General features: G+C 41.0%; 18 protein-coding genes. 13 read left to right on the plus strand and 5 right to left on the minus strand.

Annotated elements, in window-relative coordinates; genetic code table 11:
* Positions 1-10 precede the first annotated feature (10 nt).
* Together aspS and R3O62_RS15860 are read left to right on the plus strand one after the other, a co-directional pair.
* Positions 11-1,768 (plus strand): aspartate--tRNA ligase, encoded by a 1,758-nt coding sequence (gene aspS, locus R3O62_RS15855; protein WP_005777829.1) that lies wholly within the window; start codon positions 11-13, stop codon positions 1,766-1,768.
* Positions 1,769-2,152: a GtrA family protein gene (locus R3O62_RS15860; protein WP_317472749.1), complete on the plus strand. Its 384-nt coding sequence runs from the start codon at positions 1,769-1,771 to the stop codon at positions 2,150-2,152.
* 82 nt (positions 2,153-2,234) lie between these two features.
* Here R3O62_RS15860 and R3O62_RS15865 read toward each other — a convergent pair whose 3' ends face one another.
* The 3 genes from R3O62_RS15865 to R3O62_RS15875 form a co-directional block, all read right to left on the minus strand.
* Positions 2,235-3,119, minus strand: a complete 885-nt coding sequence (locus R3O62_RS15865) for a carbon-nitrogen hydrolase (protein ID WP_032537067.1) — start codon at positions 3,117-3,119, stop codon at positions 2,235-2,237.
* 12 nt (positions 3,120-3,131) lie between these two features.
* On the minus strand, positions 3,132-4,247 hold the full coding sequence (locus tag R3O62_RS15870) for an agmatine deiminase family protein (RefSeq protein WP_234071469.1): 1,116 nt from the start codon (positions 4,245-4,247) through the stop codon (positions 3,132-3,134).
* Between the two features lie 74 nt (positions 4,248-4,321).
* Positions 4,322-4,852: a ferredoxin domain-containing protein gene (locus R3O62_RS15875; RefSeq protein WP_005806227.1), complete on the minus strand. Its 531-nt coding sequence runs from the start codon at positions 4,850-4,852 to the stop codon at positions 4,322-4,324.
* Between the two features lie 94 nt (positions 4,853-4,946).
* Here R3O62_RS15875 and R3O62_RS15880 point away from each other — a divergent pair, with 94 nt between their 5' ends.
* The 4 genes from R3O62_RS15880 (at position 4,947) to R3O62_RS15895 (ending at position 7,112) form a co-directional block, all read left to right on the plus strand.
* Positions 4,947-5,567, plus strand: a complete 621-nt coding sequence (locus R3O62_RS15880; protein WP_005777834.1) for an ABC transporter ATP-binding protein — start codon at positions 4,947-4,949, stop codon at positions 5,565-5,567.
* Between the two features lie 4 nt (positions 5,568-5,571).
* Entirely contained in the window at positions 5,572-6,366 is a 795-nt protein-coding gene (locus R3O62_RS15885; RefSeq protein ID WP_005777835.1) for an ABC transporter permease, read from the plus strand.
* A gap of 6 nt (positions 6,367-6,372) precedes the next feature.
* Positions 6,373-6,654, plus strand: a complete 282-nt coding sequence (locus R3O62_RS15890) for a hypothetical protein (RefSeq protein ID WP_005777836.1) — start codon at positions 6,373-6,375, stop codon at positions 6,652-6,654.
* A 74-nt stretch (positions 6,655-6,728) separates the two neighbouring features.
* Positions 6,729-7,112 carry a VOC family protein gene (locus tag R3O62_RS15895; protein WP_005777837.1) on the plus strand — a complete coding sequence of 128 codons (384 nt, stop codon included), beginning with the start codon at positions 6,729-6,731 and terminating at the stop codon, positions 7,110-7,112.
* On the opposite strand, the gene R3O62_RS15900 is transcribed toward R3O62_RS15895, so the two are convergent.
* Positions 7,105-7,518 carry a DUF4891 domain-containing protein gene (locus tag R3O62_RS15900; RefSeq protein WP_005806231.1) on the minus strand — a complete coding sequence of 138 codons (414 nt, stop codon included), beginning with the start codon at positions 7,516-7,518 and terminating at the stop codon, positions 7,105-7,107. The two genes, R3O62_RS15895 and R3O62_RS15900, sit on opposite strands and share 8 nt — an antisense overlap.
* A gap of 105 nt (positions 7,519-7,623) precedes the next feature.
* On the opposite strand from R3O62_RS15900, the gene R3O62_RS15905 reads away from it, so the two are divergent.
* The 5 genes from R3O62_RS15905 to R3O62_RS15925 all read left to right on the plus strand — a co-directional run bounded on the left by R3O62_RS15905 (position 7,624) and on the right by R3O62_RS15925 (position 15,477).
* Complete coding sequence (locus R3O62_RS15905) at positions 7,624-8,718, plus strand: Nif3-like dinuclear metal center hexameric protein (protein ID WP_005777839.1); 1,095 nt, start codon at positions 7,624-7,626, stop codon at positions 8,716-8,718.
* 5 nt (positions 8,719-8,723) lie between these two features.
* The gene (locus R3O62_RS15910) at positions 8,724-9,548 is read left to right on the plus strand and encodes a zinc ribbon domain-containing protein (RefSeq protein WP_005777840.1); all 825 of its coding nucleotides are present in this window, start codon (positions 8,724-8,726) and stop codon (positions 9,546-9,548) included.
* Between the two features lie 237 nt (positions 9,549-9,785).
* Positions 9,786-11,192 (plus strand): efflux transporter outer membrane subunit, encoded by a 1,407-nt coding sequence (locus tag R3O62_RS15915; protein WP_005777841.1) that lies wholly within the window; start codon positions 9,786-9,788, stop codon positions 11,190-11,192.
* Positions 11,193-11,210: 18 nt separating this feature from the next.
* Complete coding sequence (locus R3O62_RS15920) at positions 11,211-12,350, plus strand: efflux RND transporter periplasmic adaptor subunit (RefSeq protein ID WP_005820339.1); 1,140 nt, start codon at positions 11,211-11,213, stop codon at positions 12,348-12,350.
* A gap of 4 nt (positions 12,351-12,354) precedes the next feature.
* The gene (locus R3O62_RS15925) at positions 12,355-15,477 is read left to right on the plus strand and encodes an efflux RND transporter permease subunit (protein ID WP_005777843.1); all 3,123 of its coding nucleotides are present in this window, start codon (positions 12,355-12,357) and stop codon (positions 15,475-15,477) included.
* Between the two features lie 345 nt (positions 15,478-15,822).
* Here the strand turns inward: R3O62_RS15925 and R3O62_RS15930 are convergent, their stop codons facing one another.
* Positions 15,823-16,272 (minus strand): type I restriction enzyme HsdR N-terminal domain-containing protein, encoded by a 450-nt coding sequence (locus tag R3O62_RS15930; protein ID WP_005777844.1) that lies wholly within the window; start codon positions 16,270-16,272, stop codon positions 15,823-15,825.
* Between the two features lie 64 nt (positions 16,273-16,336).
* Between R3O62_RS15930 and R3O62_RS15935 the strand changes: the two genes are divergently transcribed.
* Entirely contained in the window at positions 16,337-17,113 is a 777-nt protein-coding gene (locus tag R3O62_RS15935) for an AMP nucleosidase (protein WP_005777845.1), read from the plus strand.
* 18 nt (positions 17,114-17,131) lie between these two features.
* On the plus strand, positions 17,132-18,151 hold the full coding sequence (holA, locus tag R3O62_RS15940) for a DNA polymerase III subunit delta (RefSeq protein ID WP_005777846.1): 1,020 nt from the start codon (positions 17,132-17,134) through the stop codon (positions 18,149-18,151).
* Positions 18,152-19,228: the final 1,077 nt, after the last annotated feature.

Raw genomic sequence — 19,228 nt, forward strand, 5'->3', positions numbered from 1 at the left:
TATATTAAATATGTTCAGAACGCACACGTGCGGAGAATTAAGAATCTCCGATGTTAATAAACAAGTCAAGCTGTCGGGATGGGTACAGCGCAGCCGTAAAATGGGAGGTATGACTTTTGTTGACCTTCGTGATCGCTACGGTATCACTCAATTAGTATTTAATGAAGAAATAGACGCTGAGCTTTGCGAACGTGCCAACAAGCTGGGTCGTGAATACGTTATTCAGATTGTCGGAACCGTTAACGAACGCTTTAGTAAGAACGGAAATATTCCGACCGGTGATATTGAAATTATCGTTTCGGAACTGAATATCTTGAATTCAGCCATTACTCCTCCTTTTACCATTGAAGATAACACAGATGGTGGTGACGATATCCGCATGAAATACCGTTATCTGGACTTACGTCGTAACGCTGTCCGTTCAAATCTGGAGTTACGTCATAAAATGACAATAGAAGTGCGTAGTTATCTTGATAAACTGGGCTTTTTGGAAGTAGAAACTCCGGTATTGATCGGTTCAACACCGGAAGGAGCCCGTGATTTTGTTGTACCTTCCCGCATGAATCCGGGGCAATTCTACGCATTGCCACAATCTCCACAGACCTTGAAACAATTGTTGATGGTTTCCGGTTTCGATCGTTATTTCCAGATTGCCAAATGTTTCCGTGACGAAGACCTGCGTGCCGACCGACAGCCGGAGTTCACTCAAATAGACTGTGAAATGAGCTTCGTAGAACAAGAAGATGTAATCGTTACATTTGAAGGAATGGCCAAACACCTGTTTAAGGTTATTCGTAATATTGAACTGACAGAACCATTCCCACGCATGCCTTGGAGTGAAGCAATGAAACTGTATGGTAGCGACAAACCGGATATTCGTTTCGGTATGGAATTCGTTGAATTAATGGATATCCTGAAAGGACACGGTTTCTCTGTATTTGATAATGCTGCATATATTGGTGGTATTTGTGCCGAAGGTGCAGCCAGCTATACTCGTAAACAACTGGATGCCTTGACTGAATTTGTGAAAAAACCGCAAATTGGTGCAAAAGGCATGGTATACGCCCGTATTGAAGCCGACGGTACTGTAAAATCAAGTGTAGATAAATTCTATACGCAAGAAGTATTACAGCAATTGAAAGAAGCTTTTGGCGCTAAACCAGGCGATTTAATTCTGATTTTATCGGGAGATGATGCCATGAAAACTCGTAAGCAACTCTGCGAACTGCGTCTGGAAATGGGTAATCAATTGGGATTACGTGATAAAAACACATTCGCGTGCTTATGGGTAGTAGACTTTCCACTATTCGAATGGAGTGAAGAAGAAGGTCGTCTAATGGCTATGCACCATCCGTTTACTTCGCCCAAACCGGAAGATATCCATCTGTTGGATACAGATCCTGCAGCTGTACGCGCCAACGCTTACGATATGGTAATCAATGGTGTAGAAGTAGGAGGAGGATCAATCCGTATCCACGACAGCCAGTTACAGAATAAAATGTTCGAACTACTCGGATTTACTCCGGAACGTGCACAAGAACAATTTGGTTTCTTGATGAATGCCTTCAAATTCGGTGCGCCTCCTCACGGTGGTTTGGCTTACGGATTGGACCGTTGGGTATCTCTTTTTGCCGGACTCGACTCAATCCGCGATTGCATTGCATTCCCGAAAAATAATTCAGGCCGTGATGTTATGTTGGATGCTCCTGCAGCACTTGATCCGTCACAACTGGAAGAACTGAATCTGATTGTAGATATTAAGGAGTAAGTGAAAGAGTCAGTACGCATTTTTCGATTTGTCGTAATTGGTACGCTCAATGCATTAATCACAGCCTTTGTTATTTGGCTGATGATGGATGAATTGTCATACGATTACATTCCGGCTAACATTACAGCGTACATAGTAGCCCAGATACATAATTTTATCTGGAGCAAATATTGGATCTTTCCGATTGAAAATAAAAAGAATAATATCTGGAAGCAGATATTATTCTTTTGTTCAGCTTTCGGATTGGCATATAGCGCCCAGTTCCTCTTTTTAGTTACTTTGGTAGAATGTGGGGATGTAAATGAGTATCTGGCACAATTCCTGGGATTGTTTATCTACGGAACAGTAAACTTCATCGTCAATAAGAAACTTACATTTAGATAAAAACTATATTAAAATATTCAATAAAAAGTCCCGCAGATTATAGACTCTGCGGGACTTTTTATATTTACAGAAACGTAAGACTTCAATCGATAAAACGTTTCGTCAGGTTACCATATTCATCTATACGTCGGTCACGAAGGAAAGGCCACCAGCGACGTACATTTTCCGAGCGTTCAAGATCTACTTCAACAACTATATTTTCGGGACGTTCATTTCCTGCCTGCGCCAGATATTCACCTTGAGGACCAACAACAAAACTATTCCCCCAAAACAGAATACCATTGGTCTGCCCTGACGGATCGGCTTCGTGGCCTACACGATTTACAGAAATCACCGGAAGTCCATTGGCCACCGCATGTGCGCGCTGAGAAATAATCCAAGCATTGAGCTGACGGGCTTTTTCATCATCCGTATCTGAACTTTCCCAACCGATGGCAGTAGGATAAATCAAAATTTCAGCTCCTTTCAATGCCATCAGACGGGCAGCTTCGGGATACCATTGATCCCAGCAAATCAATATTCCCAATTTACCCAAAGAAGTCTGTATCGGTTCAAAACCAATATCTCCCGGAGTAAAATAAAACTTTTCGTAATAGGCCGGATCATCAGGTATATGCATTTTACGATATTTACCGGCAATGCTTCCATCCCGATCGAAAACAACGGCTGTATTATGATATAATCCCGGAGCACGTTTCTCAAATAAAGAAGTAACAAGCACTATCCGGTTAGTTGCCGCCAGTTCGGAATAGAATCCTGTAGAAGGTCCCGGAATCGGTTCCGCCAATTCAAATAGATCAGTATTTTCAGTTTGGCAAAAATACAATGAATTATGAAGTTCCTGAAGAACGACGAGTTGTGCGCCATGAGCGGCACAAGCTTCAATGCTTTTAGCCAGATTCATCAGATTCATCCTAATATCTGACGTATTGGCCTGTTGAATGATTCCTACTTTTATTTTTCTCATACTCAAATTTTATTATTTAATGACTCCCATCGGATATTGCATTGTTACGCAATGTAATGACCCGTGTTGTTTAATGAGTGCACGACAATCAATGCCCACCACTTCATATGCCGGGAAAGCTTCACGAAGCACTGTTCTTGCCAGTTCATCATTTTCCGGCTGATTATAAGTGGGATAGAGCACAGAATCGTTCAAAATCAGAAAATTAGCATACGTTGCAGGCAGTCTTTCTCCAGATACTTCTATTTTATCCGCCATAGGTAATGCCAGTAAACGATAAGGATCACCAGATGCCGTACGGAATGTTTTCAACTGTTCTTCCATTTTATAAAGCTCCTCATAATGTTCATCTTTGGGATCGGAACACTTCACATATGCAATTGTATCCGGAGAACAAAACCTGGCTAATGTGTCTATATGACTATCCGTATCATCTCCGGCCAGATAACCATGATCCAACCACAACACCCGTTGCAAATGAAATACTCTGCGGAGGTGTTCCTCTATGTCAACCCGATTCATCGGTGCATTACGATGCGGAGACAATAAACATTCGGAAGTAGTTAGCAATGTCCCCATACCATCACTTTCAATAGAACCACCTTCAAGCACAAAGTCCAGACAATCTTTATATTGCCCTTTCAGAACTCCAGCCTCTACAGCCTTACGGGTTATCTGATTATCTAAACCGGCTTCGAACTTTTCTCCCCAACCATTGAAAGTAAAGTCCAGCAAACATGCTCCATTCGTATTCATCAGAGTGATGGCCCCATGATCACGTGCCCAAGTGTCATTCGTTTCGCACTCCAGAAAACGTACATTGTTCATATTCACTACTCCGGCTATCTGATTCTTTACCACCTCCGGACAGGGAGTAACAATAAGCAAAAGCTCACGCTTGGCAATTTCACGAGCTATGTTGATAAAACATTCCTGAACCTCAGAAAGCATATATGCCCAGTCTGTTTCAGCATGCGGCCATGTTAATTGCACACCACTTTGCAAAAACCATTCCGCAGGCAGAAAAGGAGCCAACATCTCTACCTGATCATCGACAGTTAAACCAAAGTTCAGTTGCAAATCTTTCTCTGAACCTCCTGAAGTAGGAAGACCGACTATTATTCCCATTATATTTTAGTTTTTTGAAGAATAGGATACGGATAACAAGTGGATACATCTTTGAATGCCACTTGCTATCTATGTTATTTATTAGACTTACGATCAAAAAATGGATTCTTGGAAGAAGCACTAACCGGAATAGCCATTACTTGGCGACACCCCTTCAACCAGTCAAGACGTTGGGCAGCCAATCCGGCCGAAAACATTACACGGGTGTCTACCCGCAGATCAGCAGCTGTAGCACATGCCGAACCAATAGCAATACCCACATCAATACTATTCAATGCACAAGGCACACCTTCGGCACGCCCCGCACAAGTAGCATAACCGCAATGCCCACAATTCAGTCCCTGTGCTTGCTCCCGTGTACCTATTAACAGAATACATTCAGCCTGGAGAATATTATCTGCATCCCGCAAGAAAAATTTCATTCCCATCTCTTCGAACATAACTTTCAATGTGTCCGAAAGTAACTGTATTTCTTTACCGGTGACAACTGCAGTTTCTATGATATCAATTCCTTTCCCTTTAGGGGCGGTACGGGCAGCAGTCATCATCTGCCGTGCCACATTCAATATATGCTCGTGGCGACTATCTCGTTCGTTCAGTATCATATCTTGTCCATTAATTAGTGATACAAAGATAAAAGAAATCCCGCACATATTATGAATTTTCACTAACTTTGCAAGATAGATTTAAAGATACACAATGTTACAAATAGACAATGCATGCATTGCTTTCGGGGAGGATATACTTTTTTCTGAGTTTTGCATGCAGCTTAAAAAAGGCGAAACAGCTTGTATAACAGGAGAATCCGGACGTGGAAAGACTTCTCTGCTCAACGCAATCATGGGATTCGTTCCTTTACGGAAAGGCCGAATCAAAGTAGGGGATATTTTACTTGAACCTGCCACCATTGATATTATACGCCGACATATAGCTTGGATTCCACAAGAGTTAGCGCTTCCCTCCGAATGGGTAAAAGAAATGATAGCACTACCTTTTGCACTAAAAGCCAACCGACATATCTCTTTTTCTGAGGAAAAACTCTTCACTTATTTTGATGAATTAGGTCTGGACAAGGACTTATACCAGAAGCGGGTAGGAGAAATATCCGGTGGACAACGCCAACGCATTATGATAGCAGCGGCAGCTATGCTGGAAAAGCCTTTGATTATTGTAGACGAACCGACATCTGCATTGGATTCCGGTTCTACAGATAAAGTTTTAGCTTTTCTACGTAACCAGACAACAAAAGGAACAGCTATACTTGCCGTTTCACATGACCGGGCATTCGCCTACGGATGTAACCAGCTAATCACATTATAGTTATATGGGAACTATCGATATATCTTATTTCAACCTACTCGTAGGACTACTACTATTGGCAATCCCGCTTTTCTACCTGTGGAAATTCAAGACCGGATTACTGAAAGCCACCCTGATAGGGACGGGGCGCATGATTATACAGCTCTTCCTGATAGGCATGTACCTCAAATACCTGTTCCTGTGGAACAATCCATGGATTAATTTTCTTTGGGTTATCATCATGATTTTTGTAGCCGGACAAACCGCCTTAATGCGCACCGGGCTAAAACGTGAAGTACTTTTGATCCCTATATCCGTTGGATTTCTGTGTAGTGTTGTTCTGGTTGGCATGTATTTCATAGGCATTGTATTGCAACTGGACAACGTCTTCAGCGCTCAATATTTTATCCCCATCTTCGGGATCTTAATGGGAAATATGTTATCAAGCAATGTCATTGCATTGAATACATATTACAGCGGATTGAAACGGGAGCAACAATTGTACTGTTATCTGCTCGGCAATGGCGCCACCCGCCAGGAAGCACAGGCACCATTTATACGGCAAGCTATTATAAAATCCTTCAGTCCACTGATTGCCAACATCTCAGTAATGGGATTAGTAGCACTCCCAGGTACTATGATCGGACAGATTCTGGGAGGAAGCAGCCCGAATGTCGCCATCAAATACCAAATGATGATTATGGTCATTACTTTTACGGCTTCCATGCTATCACTAATGATCACCATCTCACTGGCCTCCCGTAAATCATTCGATGAATATGGCCGTATGTTACAAATAACCAAAGAATCCCTTAAATAAGTAACCATGACACTAACCGACTCCGTTTTACAATTAATAAGCGAAATACATATTCCGGGATTCTTCATTACCACAGATTTTCTGCAAACTGGAGAATTTCTCCCCCAAGGAATAGATTTTTTTTTAAAAGAAAAGCATGCGAAGATAATTCAAGGTGCCAACGGAAGAAAATTCATTTATCAACAATCCGGCTGGCGCATAGCATTCACATTCTATCCAACCGATCGGGTAGTCGATGAAAAATATGCAATGAAAAACAAAATGATAAAGAAACGATATGATTATTGATGTAAATCAAATCATTACTATCAATATTTGCCTATATTTGCGAACATTAATAATTAAACAATACTACAAAGAATATGCACATCAGTCACATTGCTATCTGGAGTACCCATTTAGAAGAGCTAAAAAATTTCTATATTACTTATTTCAACGGAACAAGCCATGAAAAGTATATCAATCCTAAAAAGGGATTTGAATCTTATTTTGTCAGTTTTGACCAAGGATTCGCTTCCCTGGAAATTATGCAACGACAAGACATTACTACCCCGGCATTAAAAGATAGCCTCGGATTGGCCCATTTCTCCTTTTCTGCCGGTAGTAAAGAAGCTGTATTGAAACTCACCGAACGTCTACGCAAGGATGGCTTTACGATCGCAAGTGAGCCACGGACTACAGGAGACGGCTATTTCGAAAGTGCAATCCTGGATCCTGAAGGAAATATTGTAGAAATCACTATTTGACACGCTTAGCAAGTGCAGGTATGTAGCGAAGTTGCACATATTGCTCGCCAGGATTAATATACCGATTGTCCATCAGTATCTTCTTAACTTTGAAATCTTTCAGCCGGTAACGGATATATCGTTGTGCATTTGCAGGCTGTACTTCCACAAAGGACTGAAGGGCAATCGTCCCATCAGTCCGAATAATAACTTTAGCCTTGGCCGTACGAAAAGAAAGAGCATCGTCCTTTTTCATTTCTTTCATATGGTATTTATCGATCCAGAAAATAGCCGTTGCCTTGGAAAGGCTATCTACTGTTTCTTGCAATCCATTTTCCTCTTCAGTAGCAGATATAGGAGTTTCTTTATGCTGTTGACATGAAATAATAAAAAAGAGAGAAAAAAATAATAATAGAATTGCCTTCATCGGTTTGTGCTTTTATAAATTTGGAGGTAAATATATTAAAAAATCAATAAAAGCAAGGTAAAGTATTGGCTTTTTCTTATCTTTGCAACAAATTTTCTACTGATAATGAAAATTAAAGAAATTGTAAGCGCCCTTGAACGGTTCGCGCCTCTGCCATTGCAAGACGGATTTGATAATGCCGGCCTGCAAATCGGACTGACAGATGCGGAAACAACAGGGGCTTTGTTGTGTCTTGACGTTACCGAAGCTGTGCTTGACGAAGCTATCGCGTCCGGCTGTAATCTTGTTATATCCCATCATCCCCTTATTTTTAAAGGTTATAAATCGATTACCGGTAAAGATTATGTTGAACGTTGCATCTTAAAAGCAATCAAAAACGACATCGTCATTTATTCGGCCCATACCAATCTTGACAATGCTCCGGGGGGAGTGAACTATAAAATAGCTGAGAAAATAGGATTAAAAGATGTACGCATACTTGAACCCAAAGAGAACTGCCTGATAAAGTTAGTCACATTCGTCCCGACCGCACAAGCCGAAGAGGTCCGTAATGCTTTATTCACTGCCGGATGTGGATATATAGGCGACTATGACTCATGCAGCTACAACACAGAAGGCGAGGGAACTTTCCGTGCACAGGAAGGAAGTAAACCTTTTTGTGGAAATATAGGAGAACTTCATCATGAAGCGGAAGTACGGATTGAAACCATCCTGCCGGAATATAAGAAAAGAGAGGTTATCCGTACGTTACTATTGACACATCCCTATGAAGAACCGGCATACGACTTATATCCTCTTTACAATAGTTGGGCACAGGTCGGAGCAGGAATCATCGGAGAGCTGGAAGAAGCTGAATCGGAGCTTGAATTCCTGAAGCGTATAAAGAAGACATTTGAAGTAGGGTGTTTGAAACATAACAAACTAACAGGCCGCCTGATTCAGAAAGTTGCCCTCTGTGGAGGGGCAGGAGCTTTCCTTATTCCACAAGCTATAGGTAGCGGAGCTGATGTTTTTATCACAGGTGAAATTAAATATCATGACTACTTTGGTCGTGAAACAGACATTTTACTTGCAGAAATAGGACATTACGAAAGCGAACAATACACAAAAGAAATTTTTTATTCCATAATACGGGATTTATTTCCTAATTTTGCACTCCAATTTAGTAAGGTTAACACGAATCCCATTAAATATTTATAAGTAAAATGGCAAGAGAAGCTAAAAATGAACCGAAAGAGTTGACAGTGGAACAAAAGTTGAAAGCTTTGTTTCAGCTGCAAACAACATTATCTAAAATTGACGAAATTAAAACGTTAAGAGGTGAACTTCCATTGGAAGTGCAAGACCTTGAGGACGAAATTGCCGGTCTGAGTACACGTATCGATAAGATCAAGGCGGAAGTAGACGAACTCAAATCAGCTATCGCCGGTAAGAGAGTGGAAATTGAAGCAGCCAAAGCTTCGGTTGAGAAATATAAATCACAGCAAGACAATGTTCGTAACAACCGCGAATATGACTTCCTGACAAAAGAAATCGAATTCCAGTCCCTGGAAATAGAGCTTTGCGAAAAAAGAATCAAAGAATTCACTGCAGAAGAGCAGGAAAAATCTGAAGAAATAGAGAAAAATACCAAAGCACTGGAGGAACGCCAGAAAGACCTTGACCAGAAAAAGAATGAGCTGGACGAAATCATCGAGGAAACTAAACAAGAGGAAGAAAAATTGAGAGATAAAGCTAAAGATCTTGAAACAAAAATAGAGCCGCGCTTACTCCAGTCTTTCAAACGTATCCGCAAGAATTCACGTAACGGATTGGGTATTGTTTACGTACAGCGTGATGCATGCGGTGGTTGTTTTAATAAAATTCCGCCTCAGAGACAGTTGGATATCCGTTCACGTAAGAAAATTATCGTTTGCGAATATTGCGGACGCATCATGATCGACCCGGAACTGGCAGGTGTGGAGATAGAACACAAAGTAGAAGAAGCACCCGTTACAACCAAAAGAGCTATCAGAAGAAAAGCTGAATAAAGCCTTGCATTGATATTCTGATGGTCCGATTTTAAAAGTTCGGAATTCATTATATTTAAAACCCGTAATTTTACTATAGCCCGATTGTTAGCATAGTAAAGTTACGGGTTTATTCATTAATATCCGTTTCTCACAGAAGAAAGTATATTCCCTTTAAGCATAGTGATTCTCTTATAGACAGGATAAACAAATATTTCTTTTCGTTGTTATGTTTTCATTTCTAAATAACCTAAACTTATGAAACTACGAATAGGAAATATCATGTTCTTGCTGTTTCTTTCGTCCGTAGCCTTTCCACAGGCTACGAACCGCTATCTGGACAAACCTTTGCCACAAGAATGGGAAGAAGATGCACAAATTTTTCAGCAAGTATTGCCGGTGGATGACCAATGGTGGAAAGCTTTTCAGGATCCGGTTCTCGATTCTCTTATTTCTGTTGCGGTCAAACAAAACTACTCGATACTGACCGCTATTGACCGTATCAATATGGCAAAAGCCAACCTGAGGATGGAGCGTGGAAACTTTTTTCCAACGATCGGACTGAATGCCGGATGGACTCGTCAACAAAGTAGTGGCAATACCAGTGAATTGCCTCAATCCACTCAGCATTATTACGATGCCTCGCTGAATATGAGTTGGGAATTAGACCTCTTCGGAAGCATCCGTAACCGTGTAAAAGCTCAGAAAGAAAACTTTGCTGCCAGCAAAGAAGAGTACACCGGTACAATGGTATCACTCTGCGCCCAAGTAGCCTCAGCATATATCAACCTGCGGGAGCTGCAACAAGAATTGGCGGTAATACAAAAGAACTGCGCATCGCAGGAAGCCGTATTGAAAATCACAGAAGTGAGATACAATACCGGACTCGTTTCTAAATTGGACGTAGCACAAGCTAAATCTGTGTTTTTCAGCACAAAAGCCTCTATCCCCCAAATTGAATCGGGTATCAATCAATACATTACTACCCTTGCTATACTATTAGGCACTTATCCTCAGGAGATACGTCCCACATTAGAGTCTCCAGGAATATTGCCAGACTATATGGAACCAATTGGAGTAGGACTTCCGGCCGACTTACTGCTTCGTCGTCCGGACATCCGTAGTGCAGAACGAAGTGTGAATGCTCAAGCGGCTTTAGTGGGGGCATCCAAATCGGACTGGCTGCCTCAGATTTTTCTAAAAGGTTCGCTTGGTTATGCTGCTAAGGACCTGAAAGATCTGACCCATCATAAGAGCATGACCTATGAAATAGCACCGGCATTAAGCTGGACACTTTTTAAAGGGACTCAATTGGTAAATGCCACCAAACTGGCTAAAGCACAATTAGACGAAGCTATCAACCAGTTTAATCAGACTGTATTGACTGCCGTACAAGAGACAGACAATGCCATGAATGCTTACCGGAACTCCATCAAGCAAATAGTAGCTCTACGCGAAGTGCGTAATCAAGGACAAGAAACCTTGACACTCTCACTGGAACTCTATAAACAAGGATTAACCCCATTCCAGAATGTACTGGATGCACAACGCTCGCTACTCAGTTATGAGAACCAACTGGTCCAAGCAAGAGGATATTCCTTGCTCCAGCTGATAGCCATGTACCAAGCCCTGGGAGGCGGATGGTCCGGAAACCTAAATGATTAACTATAAAGACCTATCATAATGAAAAAACTAATGTATATTTTTCTCATCTTTCCTTTGGTAATGACCGGATGTAAAGGAAAAAAAGAAGCCGGAAGAGGAGAGATGCCTACTCCGGAAATCAGTGTGGCATATCCACTCGTACAAAACATTACCCTGACAAAAGATTATCCGGGATATCTGACTACCGAACAAACCGTAAATCTGGTAGCCCGGGTCAACGGCACCCTGCAATCCGCCTCATTCACACCGGGGACTCGTGTAAAGCAGGGGCAACTCCTGTTCGTTATCGAACCTACTATCTACAAAGATAATGTAACACAGGCTGAAGCGCAATTGAAAACTGCGCTTGCACAACTGGAATATGCCCGCAATAACTATACCCGAATGAAAGAAGCTTTGAAAAGTGATGCAGTCAGTCGTATACAGGTTTTACAGGCAGAATCAAACGTTGCCGAAGCCACCGCGGCTGTTAGCAATGCTGAAGCCACCCTGAATACTGCACGTACCAATCTGGGATACTGCTACATCCGTGCTCCTTTCAATGGAACAATCAGCCGCTCACTTTACGATGTAGGAAGCTATATCAGCGGAGCCGGACAACCTGTCACTTTGGCCACGATCTATAAAGACGACCGAATGTATACCTACTTTAATGTAGCAGACAACCAATGGCTATCCATGCTACTTTCACAAACCGGTAAGGAGAAAGAACTTCCCAAAAATGTTATCGTACGCTTGGGAGAAAACGGTACACAAAACTATCCGGCTACACTGGATTACTTATCGCCCAATGTAGACCTGGGTACAGGAACACTTAACGTACGCGCCAACCTCGATAATCCGAAAGGGGTTCTGAAAAGCGGACTATACGTCAGCATTACATTGCCATATGCCGAAGCGAAGCAAGCATTGCTCGTACCAGAAGCCTCTATTGGAACAGACCAGTTAGGAAAATACCTATATATTGTAAATGATTCGAATGTTGTGCGCTATCGCCACATCGAGCCGGGACAGCTGGTTAACGATACGTTACGTCAAATTAAAAGCGGGCTTTCGGCTAAAGAGCAATACGTCACAACGGCATTAATGAAAGTGCGTGACGGCATGAAAATCAAGCCAATATCAGTCAATCACGAGTCACAAACCTCTAATCATTAAGTACATGTTTTCAAAGTTCTTTATCAATCGGCCTATATTTGCCACGGTACTGGCATTGATTATCGTGGTGGCGGGATTGGTAACATTAAATATATTGCCTGTCGCACAGTTTCCGGAGATTACTCCACCTACAGTACAGGTGTCTGCTTTCTATCCGGGAGCAAATGCTGAAACTGTAGCTCAAACTGTCGGCATCCCCATTGAACAGCAAGTGAACGGAGTAGACGGTATGCTTTACATGAGTTCCACCGCATCCAGTTCGGGTGCCTATTCACTGACTATAACCTTTGCCGTAGGCACAGATATCGACATGGCTACCGTACAGGTACAGAACCGGGTAAGTGTAGCGCAATCTTCACTGCCGGAACCAGTTGTAGTCCAGGGAGTAACTGTACAGAAACAATCGTCCAACATTGTGATGTTTCTCACAATGCAGGCAAAAGACTCTGTATACGACGGACTATATCTTACGAATTATGCACAACTAAATCTGGTAGATCAACTAACACGAGTACCGGGTGTAGGAGCTGTCAATGTAATGGGGGCAGGAAACTACAGTATGCGTGTCTGGCTCGATCCGGAAGCAATGCGTATCCGTAATCTCTCTCCTGCGCAAGTTTATCAAGCTATCCAGTCACAAAACATTGAAGTCAGTGCCGGCTATATCGGACAACCTATTGGAAAAAATAATAATAACGCCTACCAGTATACGTTGAATGTACAGGGACGGCTGACATCTCCCGAAGAGTTCGGTAACATCATTATCCGAACCGGAGAAGGAGGGAAAATGCTCCGACTGAAAGATATAGCACGCATCGACCTTGGCAGTTCCTCGTACAATGTTGTCTCTAAACTAAAAGGACATCCCACTGCTGCCATTGCTATTTATCAACAACCGGGTTCAAACTCGCTTGATGTTTCCAAAGGAGTCAAAGCTAAGATGCAGGAGCTTGCACAAAACTTCCCGGCAGGCGTCAGCTATAATGTGACATTGGATACAACCGATGTCATCAATGCATCTATCGATGAAGTATTGGTAACTTTCCTGGAAACCACCTTACTGGTAGTACTTGTTATTTTCCTGTTCCTGCAAAACTGGCGGGCTGTTATCATCCCATGTATCACCATCCCTGTATCACTGATTGGTACTTTGGCAGTAATGGCTGCTCTTGGATTCTCAATCAATACTTTAACTCTGTTTGGATTAATACTTGCCGTAGCGATAGTGGTAGACGATGCAATAGTAGTGGTAGAAAATGCTTCCCGATTATTGGAAACGGGACAGTATTCTCCTAAAGATGCCGTCACCAAAGCAATGGGAGAGATCACCGGCCCAATTGTCGGGGTTGTACTGGTATTGCTTGCTGTTTTCATACCAACTACATTGATCAGTGGCATCTCCGGACAGCTTTACAAACAATTTGCCTTGACCATTGCCGCTTCTACCGTATTGAGTGGCATTAACTCGTTGACACTGACCCCTGCATTATGTGCCTTGTTTTTGGAACATAACAAGCCATCCAATTTTTTCATATACAAAGGATTCAACAAAGTATATGACAAGACACAGAATCTCTATGACCGCATTGTAAAAGGATTACTCATTCGTCCGGGACTTGCACTGATCTCTTATGGGATCATTACAGCGATAGCTGTCATTCTGTTCATGAAATGGCCTTCAACTTTCGTGCCCGATGAAGATGACGGGTATTTTATCGCTGTCATCCAATTGCCACCGGCATCGAGCCTCGAACGCACACAAGCTGTCGGACAAAAAGTGAACCGAATTTTAGACAGTTATCCGGAAGTAAAAGACTACATTGGTATCAGTGGCTTTTCTATTATGGGAGGTGGCGAACAATCAAATACAGGTACCTATTTCGTTGTACTGAAAAACTGGGATGAACGGAAAGGAAAAGAACACACTGCTGCAGCTGTAGTAGAGCGTTTCAATGAAATGGCTTATGGCATTCAGGAAGCGCAGATATTTGCGATGGTGCCTCCGGCCATTCCCGGCTTAGGAGCCTCGGGAGGTTTACAGTTACAACTGGAAGATCGTAACAATCTGGGACCGACAGAAATGCAGAGAGCTATCGAAACTTTGATGGCTACCTATCACACACAACCGGCCCTCGCATCCATATCCAGTATGTACCAGGCCAATGTGCCACAATACTTCCTGAATATTGACCGTGATAAAGTCCAATTTATGGGTATCCAGTTGGACAATGTATTCTCTACGCTAAGTTATTACATGGGGGCAGCCTATGTCAACGACTTTGTTCAGTTCGGACGCATCTATCAGGTAAAAATAGAAGCCGGGGAACAGGCACAGAAAGTAATCGATGATGTATTGAAGCTCAGTGTCCCCAACGCCGCGGGAAATATGGTACCATTTTCTTCTTTTACAAAAGTTGAAGAACGTCTGGGTATGGACCAGATAAGCCGCTACAATATGTATTCAACAGCTTCCATAACCTGCAACGTAGCCTCAGGAAGTAGTTCAGGTGAGGGAATACAACAGATGGAGAATCTCATAAAAGAGCAACTGGGCAATGAATTCGGTTACGAATGGACTTCGGTAGCTTACCAGGAAACGCAGGCAGGAAACACAACGACCATTGTATTCATTATGGCACTATTGGTAGCATTTCTGGTATTGGCAGCCCAATACGAAAGCTGGACAAGCCCGTTATCAGCTATCATGGGACTACCAATGGCTCTGTTGGGTGCCATGATAGGCTGCTTCGTCATGGGTACCCCAGTGAGCATCTACACTCAGATTGGAATTATTTTGCTGATTGCCCTTTCAGCTAAAAATGGAATTCTAATTGTAGAATTCGCACGCGATTTCCGTGCCGAAGGCAACTCCATACGTGACGCTGCCTATGAAGCCGGACACGTTCGTTTACGCCCGATCCTTATGACTTCTTTCGCCTTTGTGTTAGGAGTAATGCCATTGCTGTTCGCTACCGGAGCCGGGGCACAAAGCCGCATTGCTCTTGGGGCAGCTGTTGTCTTTGGTATGGCACTGAATACATTGCTGGCAACCGTATATATCCCCAATTTTTATGAATTGATGCAGAAATTCCAAGAAAACGTCTTGGATCGGAAGAAAAAGAAATAGTTCTCTATATCACTATCTCTATTGTAAAAAACGTCCTTTTCATTTCACAGTCTATTGTCACCGAGCTGAATCTCGGATGACAATAGACTTTTTCTTATACTTATCACAAAAACAATTAAGTGCTTTCATGCTTATTCCATAAAAATAGGAATATGTTGAGTTATTAGGTAATAGTTCTGATTATAAGCAAATTATGAAGACAACAATCTGTCATTACGAAGTTAACTTTAACAGTGTGTTAAAGTTAACTTCGTAATGATAAACAATTAGCTTTTTACATTTACGATATTAACTTCCTAAAGATAAATCAATAAAGGTCCAAATTCACTGTTAACATTGTTAATTTTACAAGATAGCATAATCCGGAATATCAGCCAGAAATGAATAACTTTGAGTATCATAATTCATCCGGCAGCAATAGTGTTGCATACCATTACTGACAACCAGATAATCAACCTTCAAAACCATATTATAACGAGTAATCTGATCAAAAACAGCTTGTGTGATCTCAATGTGGGGAGCTTTGTATTCAACAATCATTCTGGCAGTAAGATCACGCTTATAAAGCACTGTGTCACATCGTTTCTTGGTTCCATTCAAGTTCAACAGCACCTCATTGGCCATCAGAGACGACGGATATCCTTTATAGACAATAAGAAAGTGTACAAAGTGCTGACGGACCCATTCCTCGGGGGTCAACGCGACATAACGACGGCGAATCACATCGAAAATAACATTTTTTCCATTTCGAGTGGCGATTTTAGTGTCAAATACTGGTAGGTTTAACGATAACATTTACTATTTTTGTAAGTTAAATAATGGCTTCCTGTTATTGGAAGCACAAATTTAATGGAATCTTATGAAAACAAAGCAAGAAATCGTAGCTAATTGGCTGCCCCGTTACACCAAACGTAATCTGGAAGACTTTGGAGAGTATATCCTGTTGACTAACTTCAACAAGTATGTAGAAATATTTGCGGAAAAATTTAATGTTCCTATCCTTGGCAGAGATGCCAATATGATATCTGCCAGCGCAGAAGGGATTACAATCATCAACTTCGGCATGGGAAGTCCCAATGCAGCCATTATCATGGATCTGTTAAGCGCCATTTCTCCCAAAGCTTGTCTGTTTCTGGGCAAATGTGGAGGAATTGATAAAAAGAACAAAATAGGTGATCTGATCCTGCCAATTGCCGCTATCCGGGGAGAAGGTACCTCAAACGACTATTTTCCACCCGAAGTTCCATCGTTACCGGCATTTATGTTACAACGTGCCGTATCATCGGCCATCCGCGACTATGCACGCGATTACTGGACAGGAACCGTCTACACAACCAACCGCCGTATATGGGAACATGATGACGCCTTTAAGGAATACCTGAAGAAAACTCGTGCAATGGCAGTCGACATGGAAACAGCAACCTTATTCAGTTGTGGCTTTGCCAATCATATTCCGACCGGTGCTTTGCTGCTTGTATCCGACCAGCCTATGATTCCGGAAGGAGTGAAAACCGATAAAAGCGATAATATAGTTACTAAAAACTATGTAGAGGAACATGTAGAGATAGGTATTGCTTCATTACGAATGATTATTGACGAAAAGAAAACTGTAAAACACTTGAAATTCGACTGGTAACGCCACACCAACATTTATATGGCAAAACAAGAACTGACTTGCGACGATATCCTCAAAGAATTGAGGGCCAAACAATATCGCCCCATCTATTATTTGATGGGAGAAGAATCTTATTATATCGACTTGATAGCCGATTATATCACCGACAATGTATTGACGGATACAGAAAAAGAGTTTAACCTTACTGTGGTTTATGGCGCGGATGTGGATGTAGCAACCGTAATTAATGCCGCTAAACGTTATCCGATGATGTCCGAACATCAGGTTGTAATAGTAAAAGAAGCACAAGCTATACGCAATATAGAAGAGTTATCTTATTATCTGCAAAAGCCATTAAATTCAACTATCTTAGTCATTTGTCATAAGCATGGCACTTTGGATCGTAGAAAAAAATTAGCTGCAGAAGTTGAAAAAGCAGGTGTCCTATTCGAATCTAAAAAGATAAAAGAGGCGCAACTACCTGCATTTATCAGTTCGTACATGAAACGTAAAGGCATAGATATGGAACCCAAAGCCACTGCGATGTTGGCCGATTTTGTAGGGACTGATCTCAGCCGTCTAACAGGCGAACTGGAAAAGCTAATTATTACATTACCCAGTGGTCAAAAACGTGTCACACCTGAACAGATAGAGAAAAACATAGGAATTAGCAAAGACTATAATAACTTTGAATTGCGTAGTGCACTGGTTGAGAAAGATATACTCAAAGCTAATAAAATAATAAAATACTTTGAGGAAAATCCTAAAACAAACCCGATACAGATGACACTTTCTTTACTATTTAATTTCTACTCAAATCTTATGTTAGCGTACTATGCACCGGATAAATCAGAGCAAGGAGTAGCCACAATGTTAGGACTAAAAACCCCATGGCAAGCTCGCGATTATCTGGCAGCAATGCGAAAATACAGTGGAGTAAAAACAATGCAAATTGTAGGAGAAATACGATATGCAGATGCTAAATCGAAAGGTGTGGGCAATGGTTCAATTAGTGATGGAGACATCCTCCGCGAGTTGGTCTTCAAGATTCTTCATTAAAAACAATCCACTTTAAATCTACTCCCTATATGCATATATTTTGCCGGTATAAAATATGTGTATGGGGAGTAAATATATCCTCATAATCCGAAATATACTTTCCTATAATTATCCACTTTATTCTTCACATCAATTTTACACTCTTTTCCCTGTCTCTACCATACATATAAAACTTAAATATAGTATTCTGTTTCTTCTAAAAGAAAACAGATTTTGCATGGGGCGAATAAGTATACTCCCAATAGAACAATATAAAAATCAACAAAAAGAAGATAACATATCCCATATAATAAAATTGTGATTATACTGATTCCTATCAATCATCTATATGGGTGTGATATGGTGCTAATGCTTCATCATAATGCTATCTAAAGTAGTATAAATTATATCATAATGCTATTTCTCTATGTATAGATTCATTTTTCTAGAATATAAAAAAAATATATATCAAAAAACAAGCATATTCTTCTATATATCAAATAATTAGGTGATATTTGACTTCCTCAGAATCGAATAATTTCATTTGGATAACCAACCATACGGAAATAACGCAAAAATTTGGCATTATAGCCTAAATGTAAGGTATGATGACACGCTATTCTTTATATCTATATCCAATAGGCATAAAGACAAAAGCAACTCCCATGCTATTTGTTGCATATATAACGATACAATATGACAATTGTGAATAAGGACTATAGCCCTTATATGGATTTACAAAAGTAATAATATCATTTTTGTATAGCAAATAAATATAGCACAAATGTAAATAGACGACATTACATATGTGTATTTACATTTGTAGATGTAATAGGGGAGTAGTTAACATTTCCTTTTTTACATGCTAATGACAGAATAATCAATAAGAAAAAAAATATATATCAATCAAATATTCAACTAATGCATGAAAATATGGACACATTTGTAATAAACAAGCAACACAAGATAAAATTCATAGATACATATTACAATAAATCAATATATTATAATATCTATATAAAGTAATACTTTATATATTGTTACGACTGTATAGGCAATACAAACAGAATTAAAGAGGAAGTCCTATCTTGCGTTTAC

The sequence above is a fragment of the Bacteroides hominis genome, assembly GCF_033042785.2.
In the GTDB taxonomy this organism is placed as follows: Bacteria; Bacteroidota; Bacteroidia; order Bacteroidales; family Bacteroidaceae; genus Bacteroides; species Bacteroides hominis.